This is a genomic window from Nonomuraea maheshkhaliensis, assembly GCF_039529435.1.
GTDB classification, from domain to species: domain Bacteria; phylum Actinomycetota; class Actinomycetes; order Streptosporangiales; family Streptosporangiaceae; genus Nonomuraea; species Nonomuraea maheshkhaliensis.
Genome location: NZ_BAAAMU010000321.1, coordinates 1 through 915, shown reverse-complemented (window position 1 = coordinate 915; position 915 = coordinate 1). Strand labels below are relative to the sequence as shown.

General features: G+C 67.7%; 1 pseudogene. It reads left to right on the top strand.

What is annotated here, in order from left to right:
* Positions 1-870, top strand: a pseudogene (locus tag ABFX54_RS56645) (IS256 family transposase); the annotation flags it as partial.
* Positions 871-915: the final 45 nt, after the last annotated feature.

Sequence of the window (915 nt, the reverse complement as noted above, 5' to 3'; positions counted from 1 at the left end):
GGTCAAAGCCCTCGGTGCCGACTCCGGCATCTCCAAGAGCGAGGTCTCCCGGATCTGCGCCGACCTGGACGAGGAGGTGTCAGCCTTCCGGGATCGGTCGCTGGCCGGTCAGAGCTTCCCGTATCTGTTCCTGGACGCCACCTACTGCAAGGCCCGCGTCAACCGCCGGGTGGTCTCCCAGGCCGTCATCGTGGCCACCGGCGTCACCGCCGACGGCCGCCGCGAAGTCCTCGGCTTCTCCGTCGGGGACAGCGAGGACGGCGCGTTCTGGACCGCGTTCCTGCGCTCGCTGAAAGCCCGCGGCCTGGCCGGGGTGCAGCTGGTCATCAGCGACGCCCACGCCGACCTCGTCGCCTCCATCGGCGCGGTCCTGCTGGGTGCCGCCTGGCAGCGATGCCGGGTTCATTTCCTGCGAAATGTTCTGGCGAGTGTTCCGAAGGGGTCGGCCGAGATGGTCGCCGCCGCCATCCGCACCATCTTCGCCCAGCCCACCCCCGACATGGTCCGCGACCAGCTCGCCGTGATCGCCTCCATGCTCGGCCGCCAGTTCCCCAAGGTCGAGACCATGCTGCACGAAGCCGCCGACGACATCCTGGCATCACCCCCTTCCCACCCGCGCACTGGAAGAAGATCTGGTCCACCAACCCACTCGAGCGGCTCAACAAGGAGATCAAACGCCGCACCGACGTCGTCGGCGTCTTCCCCAACCCCCAAGCCCTGCTCCGCCTAGCCGGCGCCGTCCTGGTCGAAGCCCACGACGAATGGCAGGTCGCCGACCGCCGCTACCTGTCCGAAAGCTCCATGGCCCTACTCACCCCACCCAGCAACGACCCCACGGAGGTGGCACACACCGAACTCATGACGGCATAGTCGAAGTCCGCAGAGCCTCACGCGAGAACCGAACTACACCACTCC